Here is a 9,343-nt window from a genome sequence, read left to right as displayed (position 1 = left end):
GTGGTGGGGCAAGAGCGTTTTGGTTACTTTTGCGCTTTTCAAAAGTGACCCGCTGTAAGAGCGGAACCCATAGTCGCCATTACAAAAATAACGGATATGCCCCCGATTCATCGCGCCCACCCCGGCCTGCGCTTCTGCACAAACGCCTGAGTCCCCTCAACCCCTTCCTCACCACAAACCGCCTCGGCAAACCACTCGGCAGCCTGGTCCAACAACGGCCCCAAAGCCTGCTCACCACTGGCCAGCAGCAACGCCTTGGTCCGCGCATTAGCCCCCGGAGCACACCGCAAAACCTGCCCCAACACCTCATCCAGCCGCTCCGCCAACGCCTGCGGATCGTGCTCCACAAAATGCACCAACCCCAACCGCAGCGCCTCAACCCCATCAAACCGCGCCGCCGTCAAAGCCAGCCGCCGCGCCTGGGTCAGCCCGATACGCTTCACCACGAACGGGGCAATCTGCGCCGGCAACAACCCAAGGCCGGTCTCCGGCAACCCAAACTGCGCCTGATGATCCGCAATCGCCACATCACTGACACACACCAACCCAAACCCGCCGCCCAACACGGCACCCTCAAGCACCACAATCACCACCTGCGGCAGCGCCTCCACTTCCTGCAACAGCGTGCCGAACGCCCGGTTCAACGCCTGCAAGCCTCCCGCGGCTCCCGCGCGAGCCATGTCCTTCACATCGCCACCGGCCGAAAAATGCCCACCCGCGCCGCTGATAACCAACGCCCGCACGCTCTTGTCCCCAGCCACATCGGCCAGTACCGCACGCAGTTCGTTGACCATTTCCAGGCTCATGGCATTGCGGCTGTCCGGCCGATTGAGGGTCACATGCAGCACCCCGTTATGCGGCTCCAGCAACAACGTGTTCACGACTTTTTCCCCGGCAGGGTGCCCATCAATTTGCAGATGATCCCCAGCATGATCTCGTCCGCCCCACCACCAATCGACACCAGCCGCACATCGCGATAAGCCCGGGCCACCGGGTTGTCCCACATGAACCCCATGCCGCCCCAATATTGCAGGCAACTGTCGCTGACTTCCCGGCCCAGGCGGCCGGCCTTGAGCTTGGCCATGGAGGCCAGGCGCGTCACGTCCTGGCCCTTGATGTACTGCTCGGTGGCCTGGTACACCAGCGCCCGCAGGCATTCGATTTCGGTGGACAGTTCGGCCAGGCGGAAGTGGATCACCTGGTTGTCGATCAGCGCCTTGCCAAAAGTCTTGCGTTCCTTGCAGTAATCGATGGTGCTGTCGATGCAGTACTCCAGGCCCTTGACCATATTGGCCGCGCCGAACAGCCGCTCTTCCTGGAACTGCAGCATCTGCATCATGAATCCCGCACCTTCATGGCCGATGCGGTTGCGCTGGGGGATGCGCACATCGTCGAAAAACACCTGGGCGGTTTCCGAGCTGTGCATGCCGAGCTTTTCCAGGGGCGGGCTGACGCTGATGCCGGGGGTGTTCATCGGCACCATGATCAGCGACTTGTTGATGTGCGGCTTGTCGTCGGAGGTGTTGGCCAGCAGGCAGATGAAGTCGGCGCTCGGTGAGTTGGTGATCCACATCTTGCTGCCGTTGATCACGTAGTCGGTGGCGTCCTTGCGGGCATGGGTTTTCAGCCCGGCCACGTCGGAGCCGGCGCCGGTTTCCGAGACGCCGATGCAGCCCACCTGTTCGCCGCTGATGGCCGGGCGCAGGAATTCTTCGCGCAATTCATCGGAGCCGAAGCGGGCGAGGGCCGGGGTGCACATGTCGGTCTGCACGCCGATGGACATCGGGATGCCGCCGCAGCGAATGCTGCCGAACTCTTCGGCGGCGACGATCGAGTAGCTGTAGTCGAGGCCCATGCCACCGAATTTTTCCGGCTTGGAGATACCCAGCAAACCGAGGTCGCCGGCCTTGCGGAAGATCTCGTGGATCGGAAAGCGTCCGGCCTTTTCCCACTCATCCACATGCGGGTTGATCTCGCGCTCGACAAAGCCACGGACGGTGCGACGCAGTGCTTCGTGTTCCTGGGTGAAGATCATTTTTATTGTTCTCCCTATGGGGACGCGGGGCGTCCCGGGCTGCATTCCCACGCGGAGCGTGGGAACGATCATCAAAACCGCGCCACACCAAAGCTGTTGGGCTGTAGTTGCCGCACCTCGGCCTCGTGGCAGATGTCCAGCAGAAACCCGAGCAAGGTCCGTGTATCCCGTGGGTCAATCAGCCCGTCGTCCCACAGGTTCGCGCTGCCATAGAGGGCGGTGGACTGGCTGTCGAGTTTCTGTGCGGTGACCTGTTCGAGCATGTCGAGCACCTTGGGGTCGGGCACCAGGCCGTCTTTCAGTTGCTTGGCTTCGGTGACGATCCGCAGCACCTTGCCCGCCTGGGCGCCGCCCATCACGGCGGTGCGGCTGTTGGGCCAGGCGAAGATGAAACGCGGGTCGAGCCCACGGCCGCACATCGCATAGTTGCCGGCACCGTAGGAGCCGCCGACGACGATGGTCAGTTTCGGCACCCGGGCATTGGCCACCGCCTGGATCATCTTCGCGCCGTGCTTGATCACGCCTTGCTGTTCCGACTCGGTACCCACCATGAAGCCGGTGGTGTTGTGGAAGAACAGCAGCGGTGTCTGGCTCTGGTCGCACAGCTGGATAAATTGCCCGGCCTTGCTCGCACCCTTCGGGGTGATTGGCCCGTTGTTGCCGATAAAGCCACAGGCGCGGCCCTGGATATGCAGGTGGCCGCAGACGGTGTGCGGGTCGAACTCGCCCTTGAATTCGAGGAAGTTGGAAGCGTCCGCCAACCGCGCGAGGATTTCGCGCACGTCGTAGGGCTTTTTCGGATCGTCGGGGATCAGCCCCAACAGCTCGTCAATCGGGTACAGCGGCTCGCTGTAAGCGCGCTTTGGCACAGGCGGCAAGCGGTCATCCCACGGCAACAGGCTGACAATCTCACGCACGATGCGCACGCCGTCAGCGTCGTTTTCCGCCAGGTATTCAGCGGTGCCGGCGGTTTGCGCATGCATCTCGGCGCCGCCCAGTTCTTCATCGGTGGCGACTTCGCCGGTGGCGGCCTTGAGCAGCGGCGGGCCGGCCAGGAACAGCTTGGCCTTGCCACGCACCACCACCACGTAATCCGAAAGACCCGGCTGATAAGCGCCGCCCGCCGTGGCCGAGCCATGCACCACGGTGATCTGCGGCAAGCCCATGGCCGACATCCGCGCCTGGTTGGCGAAGCTGCGGGCGCCTTCGACGAAAATCTCGGCGGCGTAGTTGAGGTTGGCGCCGCCGCTTTCTGCCAGCGTCACCACCGGCAGTTTGTTTTCCATGGCGATCTGTTGCAGGCGCAGGGATTTTTTCAGGCCCGAGGGCGAAATGGTCCCGCCCTTGATCGCGCTGTTGTTGGCCACCACCAGCATGCGCACGCCGCTGACGTAGCCGATGCCGGCGATCAACCCGCCCCCAGCGGCGCTGCCGTCTTTGTCATCGTGCAGTTTGTAGCCGGCCAGGCTCGCCAGTTCGAGGAACGGCGCGCCGGGGTCGAGCAATAGATTCAGGCGTTCCCGTGGCAGCAGTTGCCCGCGCTTGTCGAACCTGGCCTTGGCTTCGGCGGCCTTGCCCAGCAGGTTTTGCTCCAGCTGGCGTAATTGATTGACGCCCGTAAGCATCGCTTCGCGGTTCTGCGCGAATTGCGGGCTGTGGGCGTCGAGTTGCGAGTCGATCACCGGCATGGCTTATTTCTCCTCCTTGAGCACATCCGGCAAGTAAGCCCGGTGGAAACCATTAAAGGACACGCTCGGCGGTTGCGCCTTGTGCAGCGGCCAGGCGCGGCTGCCCAGGCTGGCGGCGCCGTCGATGCGCAAGGTGCTGCCGCTGACGAACGCGGCGGCGGGGCTGAGCAAGAACACAATCGCCGCGCTGACTTCCGATTCGGTGCCGATGCGCTTGAGCGGCACGTGTTCGCGCAAGGTCGGGATTACCGCCTTGAACGCGCCTTCGTAGGTGTCCATGCCGCTGGAGGCAATCCAGCCCGGCGCCACGGCGTTGACCCGCACCCCCGCGTAACCCCATTCAAAGGCGGCGGTCTTGGTGAAGTTGTCCATGCCCGAACGTGCCGCACCGGAGTGGCCCATGCCGGGCATGCCGCCCCACATGTCGGCGAGCATGTTGACGATGGATCCGCCGTGCTTGCTCATGCTCAGGTTGAACACTTCCCGGGCCATCAGGAAACCGCCCACCAGGTTGGTGCGCAACACGGTTTCAAAGCCCTTCTGGTTGATCGACGCGAGCGGCGAGGGGTACTGGCCGCCGGCGTTGTTCACCAGGCCATGGATCGGGCCGTGCTCCTGCAGGACCTGGCCGACCAGCGCCTTGACCGCTTCTTCATCACGAATATCGCAGGCCTGCCAGCTGGCGCGACCGCCGTCCTCACTGACCTCCGCCGCGACCGTTTGCAGTTTTTCCGGCTTGCGCCCCACCAGGATCACATGGGCGCCGAGGGCTGCCAGCTCGTGGGCGGTGCAACGGCCAATGCCACTGCCGCCGCCGGTAACGATGATGGTCTGCCCCTGGAACAGGTCGGCTTTGAAGATCGAGTCGAAGGCCACGGCGCGGGTCCTTTAAGTGAATTGATCGGCAATGTGCTGCGGCACGGCAATCGGGATTTCCAGCAGTTGCTGGGCGAAGGCCTTGCCTTGGGGATCGATGCGCAGGCTGGCAATCCCGCCGCCACCCAGGGCGTTTTCCAGCAGGAAGTTCAGGCTGTGGCTGCCGGGCAAATACCAGCGCTCGACGCGGCCGTGGATCGGGTCGAGCACGTGGCTCATCCAGTCGACGATCACTTCGGGCGTCAGCGCCTCGGCGATCCACGGCAGGTACTCGGGCTCGCGGGCGATCACCCCGATGTTGCTGTGGTTGCCCTTGTCGCCGGAGCGGGCCACGGCCAGCTTGACCAGCGGCACGTTGGCGTCGGCGCGGCCTTGGGGTTTGGGCGGGTCGATCAATGCGATCGAGGTGTTCAGCGGTTTGGTGACGGGCAATTCGCAGGCATGCCGTTCGCCAAGGAAGTCGACGTGCAATTGGCAGGCGCTTTTATCGATCAGGAATGAAAACAACCGAATCAGCGGGTACACCGTGGGTCGCCCGCCGACGATTCCGGTGAGCCCCGGCGCCATGCCGGTGGCCGCCTGGGCAATCTCCCGGGCGAACAGCAGCAGCGCCTGTTTGCTGGGGTGACGCACCGCCAGTTTCACCACCACTTCGCGGCAGTCCTGGCGTTGGGCATGGGGGCCGTAGGTGGCTTCGCTGCCCAGCAGTTCGATGTTGATGTCGGTGTAGGGCGCCAAGCCGCGCTGACTGAACAGCTCTGAGGTCTTGTTGATGATCGCCTGGCTGACCCGTTCGGCCTTGGCCACCGCGTCGATCCCGGCGATCAGGCAACTGGCGGTGCAGCGAAAACCATCCGGGTAGGTGGCGCTGACCTTGTACTGGTCGGTGGGCGGCAGGCCTTTGGCGCCGTGCAGGTGCACGCGGTTTTTGCTTTGTTGCCGTAGCTTGACCTGGCTGAAGTCGCAGATCACGTCGGGCAACAGGTAGGCGCGCGGGTCGCCGATTTCATACAGCAGTTGCTCGGCGACGCTCAGTTCGCTGATCAGTCCGCCGGTGCCCTCGACCTTGCTGACGGTGAACTGGCCGTCGGCACTGACCTCCACAATCGGGAAACCGATGTGTTCGTAGTCCGGTACCTCCCGCCAATCGGTGAAGTTGCCGCCGGTGCACTGCGCGCCGCATTCGATGATATGCCCGGCCAATGCCGCCTGGGCCAGGCGGTCGTAGTCCTGCCAGGACCAGTCGAATTCATGCACCAGCGCTGCGCTGACCACTGCGCTGTCGACCACACGGCCGGTGATGACGATATCGGCGCCCAGCTTCAACGCCTGCACGATACCGGGCGCGCCGAGGTAGGCGTTGGTGGATACGCACATCGGCGGCAAGGGCGCGCCGCTGAACATGTCGGTGACGCCGTGCAGTTGCTTGAACTGCGGTTGCAGGTCATCCCCCAGCAGTACGGCGATCTTCAACGGGATTCGGGCCTGGTCGCAGGCCGCCTGCAACGCGGCGGCGCAGGCCTGGGGGTTGATCCCGCCGGCGTTGCTGATCACGCGGATGCCCTGGCGCTGGATATCCGCCAGCAGCGGCGTCAGCACCTCGACGAAATCCGTGGCATAGCCGGCCTGGGGATCTTTCATTCGCGCTCCGGCGAGGATCGACAGGGTGACTTCCGCCAGGTAGTCGAACACCAGGTAATCCAGCGTGCCGCCGTGCACCAACTGCGCAGCGGCGGTGCAGGTGTCGCCCCAGAAGGCGCTGGCGCAGCCGATGCGTACCGTCTTGTTCATGGGGCGTCCTTCCTCTGGTTTGCTGGCACCCACACTACCAAGCAAGCGCTTGGTTTGTAAACTCTGGTCATAACTTTGCCCCAAGCGCTTGCTTGGTTGGCTGCCACGGCCTAAATTGCCGCCCAAGACGTAACCAGAAGTTAAGGAGAGCAGCATGGATGAGCAAAAAGCCCTGCGGGTGATGCGCACCATGGTCGACGCCGGCCAATTGACCGACCCCGACAGTGCCCGTGGCAAGCTGCTGCAAACCGCGGCCCACCTGTTTCGCAACAAGGGTTTTGAGCGCACCACCGTGCGTGACCTGGCCGGCGCGGTCGGGATCCAGTCCGGCAGCATCTTTCATCACTTCAAGAGCAAGGACGAAATCCTGCGGGCGGTGATGGAGGAAACCATCCACTACAACACCGCCCTGATGCGCGCTTCCCTGGCCGAGGCGAGCAACGTGCGCGAGCGGGTGCTGGCGCTGATTCGTTGCGAATTGCAGTCGATCATGGGCGGCAGTGGCGAGGCCATGGCGGTGCTGGTGTATGAATGGCGTTCCCTGTCGGCCGAGGGCCAGGCCCAGGTGCTGGCCTTGCGCGATATCTACGAAGAGATCTGGTTGCAGGTGCTGGGGGAGGCGAAAAACGCCGGTTACATCAAGGGCGATGTGTTTATCACGCGGCGTTTCCTGACGGGCGCCTTGTCCTGGACCACCACCTGGTTTCGCGCCCAGGGCAGCATGACCTTGGAGCAACTGGCCGACGAAGCCTTGCTGATGGTGTTGAAAGCTGACTAGCCCTTTCGCGCAAGCTATTAATTGTGTGGCAGAAAGTTGTCTCGATAGACAAAAACGCCTAGCTTAGCGGGATCAAAGTTTTCGACGGTGTGTGCCTTGATGTTTTCGCCTTGGCGATTGGCTGCAGGACTCTCAATATGGGCACTTGGCGCACTGTGGCTGATGCCTGCCTCGGCCGCCCAACTGGTGAGGGTCGGTGCTGCGCATTTCCCGCCATACACCGTGCGCCCGGAGCAGGGTGCCGACACCGGGTTGCTGCCGCAACTGGTGGAAGCCTTGAACGCCCTGCAAACCGACTACCAGTTTGTGCTGGTACCCACCTCGATTCCCCGGCGTTTTCGCGACTTCCAGCAAGGTCGGGTGGACATGGCGATCTTCGAAAACCCCAAGTGGGGCTGGCAGGATATTGCCCACACCGATGTCGACATGGGCCTGGAGGATGCGGAAATCTTCGTGGCCCAGCAGGAGCCCGGTCGCGACCAGTCGTATTTCGCTGACCTGACCGGCAAGCGCCTGGCGGTGTTCAGCGGTTATCACTACGCGTTCGCCAACTTCAACCCCGACCCCAAGTACATGGCGGAGCACTTCAACGCCACCTTGACCTATTCCCACGACAGCAACCTGCTGATGGTCGCCCGGGGCCGGGCCGACATTGCCCTGGTGACGCGTTCCTACCTCAGCGATTTCCTGGTGCGCAATGCCGATACGGCGGGGCAGTTCCTGGTGTCCGAGCGGATCGACCAGGTGTACCACCACTATGCGTTGCTGCGGCCCAAGGCGCCGATCACGGGGCCGGCGTTCGCCGGGCTGCTCAAGCAGCTGAGGGACAACGGCCAGTTGCTGAAGATCTTCGAGCCTTACCGCATCGATGTAATGCCGGTACCGTGATCGTCTAAATTTTTGCCCTCGGCTCACGTCACTTGTTGAACTGTCGACGATTCGTGAGCCCATCCCATGTCCAATCTGAATGACCTGTCAGTGCTGCCCTTGCCGGCGGGACCCGCCCTGAATGCTGATGAAACTGATAGCCGCCTGAGCCTCACCCTTGAGGGCCAGCCGCTGATTCGCCTGCGCCTTGAGCGGGGTGATGAGGTGCAGGTGCATTTGCAGGAGCCCGCCAGTGTGCCGGCTGCCCGTGCGTTGTGGGCGGCGTGTTATTGGCTGTTTGCCAGGGAGCCCGGGCGTCAGCGACTGGTCTGGTGTCTTGAGCATGCGCCGGAAGATGCCTTGCGCAGTGGGTTGCTGGTGGCGACCGGGGTTGCCGGGCAGTTTCATTGCGAGCGCACGTTGTTCTGGCAGTTGCCGCAACCGTGGCTGGGGCAATCTCTCACGGGGACTTATCCGCAGCAGATGATCATCAGCGGCGGCAAGCGTCATCCTGCCCGTGCGCCGAAGCCGCGGGGCGAGGTGTATCGGCGGTTTGATGCGCGGCTGGGGGCGTGGATTTCACTGCGTACGGTGGAGATTGATGTTGATCTGGCGCGCTTCAATCGTTGGCAGAACAGTGCGCGGGTGGCGAATTTCTGGCAGGAAACCGGCAGCCTGGAACAGCATCGGGAGTATCTGGACAAGCTGGAAGCGGATCCCCATGCGTTGACGTTGATTGGCTGTTTCGATGATGAGCCGTTTGCTTATTTCGAGGCGTATTGGGCGAAGGAGGATCGGATTGCGCCGTTTTATGACGCGGCGGATTACGATCGCGGGATTCATATGCTGGTGGGCGAAGAGCACCACCGTGGTCCGCACAAGGTAGCGAGCTGGTTGTCGGCGCTGGTGCATTACTTGTTTCTCGATGATCCGCGTACGCAGCGTGTGGTGGCTGAGCCTCGGGCGGATAACGGGAAGATGATTGGGCATATGCAGAATCAGTGTTTCCACTGTGAGAAGGAGTTTGATTTTCCTCATAAGCGGGCGGCGTTGATGATTCTGGGGCGGGAGCGGTTTTTTGAGCGGTGTGGGTTGGTTTGATCGGGGGCATATCCGTTATTTAGGTTACGGCCGCTTATGGTTCCGCTCTTACAGCGGCTCACTTTGGAAAAGCCCCAAAGTAAGCAAAGGGCTCTGCCCCGCCTGTCGGCGCCTCGCTGGGGCTCGGCGTTCCCTCACTCCGGCATTGCTCCGCGGGCCGCCGCGACGGGCCATCCATGGCCCGGCGCGGCTAAACCGGCGTCCTGC

At 62.8% G+C, this 9,343-nt stretch carries 8 protein-coding genes; 3 read left to right on the top strand and 5 right to left on the bottom strand.

The features are described from left to right. Positions 1-107 precede the first annotated feature (107 nt). From HX818_RS30665 to HX818_RS30645, 5 genes are all read right to left on the bottom strand, one after another. Positions 108-881: an enoyl-CoA hydratase/isomerase family protein gene (locus tag HX818_RS30665; protein ID WP_087695083.1), complete on the bottom strand. Its 774-nt coding sequence runs from the start codon at positions 879-881 to the stop codon at positions 108-110. Next, positions 878-2,035 carry a citronellyl-CoA dehydrogenase gene (atuD, locus tag HX818_RS30660; protein ID WP_177021337.1) on the bottom strand — a complete coding sequence of 386 codons (1,158 nt, stop codon included), beginning with the start codon at positions 2,033-2,035 and terminating at the stop codon, positions 878-880. The genes HX818_RS30665 and atuD overlap by 4 nt, the downstream gene beginning before the upstream one ends. A gap of 71 nt (positions 2,036-2,106) precedes the next feature. Beyond that, complete coding sequence (gene atuC, locus HX818_RS30655; protein WP_177021336.1) at positions 2,107-3,723, bottom strand: geranyl-CoA carboxylase subunit beta; 1,617 nt, start codon at positions 3,721-3,723, stop codon at positions 2,107-2,109. Between the two features lie 3 nt (positions 3,724-3,726). Beyond that, positions 3,727-4,599: an SDR family oxidoreductase gene (locus HX818_RS30650; protein WP_177021335.1), complete on the bottom strand. Its 873-nt coding sequence runs from the start codon at positions 4,597-4,599 to the stop codon at positions 3,727-3,729. 12 nt (positions 4,600-4,611) lie between these two features. Next, entirely contained in the window at positions 4,612-6,390 is a 1,779-nt protein-coding gene (locus HX818_RS30645) for an acyclic terpene utilization AtuA family protein (RefSeq protein ID WP_177021334.1), read from the bottom strand. Positions 6,391-6,544: 154 nt separating this feature from the next. On the opposite strand from HX818_RS30645, the gene HX818_RS30640 reads away from it, so the two are divergent. From HX818_RS30640 to HX818_RS30630, 3 genes are all read left to right on the top strand, one after another. Beyond that, positions 6,545-7,168, top strand: a complete 624-nt coding sequence (locus tag HX818_RS30640) for a TetR/AcrR family transcriptional regulator (protein WP_087695088.1) — start codon at positions 6,545-6,547, stop codon at positions 7,166-7,168. A gap of 99 nt (positions 7,169-7,267) precedes the next feature. Continuing rightward, positions 7,268-8,056 carry an ABC transporter substrate-binding protein gene (locus HX818_RS30635; RefSeq protein WP_083853176.1) on the top strand — a complete coding sequence of 263 codons (789 nt, stop codon included), beginning with the start codon at positions 7,268-7,270 and terminating at the stop codon, positions 8,054-8,056. A gap of 66 nt (positions 8,057-8,122) precedes the next feature. Next, complete coding sequence (locus tag HX818_RS30630) at positions 8,123-9,136, top strand: GNAT family N-acetyltransferase (protein ID WP_003209026.1); 1,014 nt, start codon at positions 8,123-8,125, stop codon at positions 9,134-9,136. Positions 9,137-9,343: the final 207 nt, after the last annotated feature.

It is taken from the genome of Pseudomonas sp. F9001, assembly GCF_013385435.1.
In the GTDB taxonomy this organism is placed as follows: domain Bacteria; phylum Pseudomonadota; class Gammaproteobacteria; order Pseudomonadales; family Pseudomonadaceae; genus Aquipseudomonas.
The sequence above is the reverse complement of the archived record's forward strand: the minus strand, read 5'-3'. Positions and strand labels throughout refer to the sequence as shown.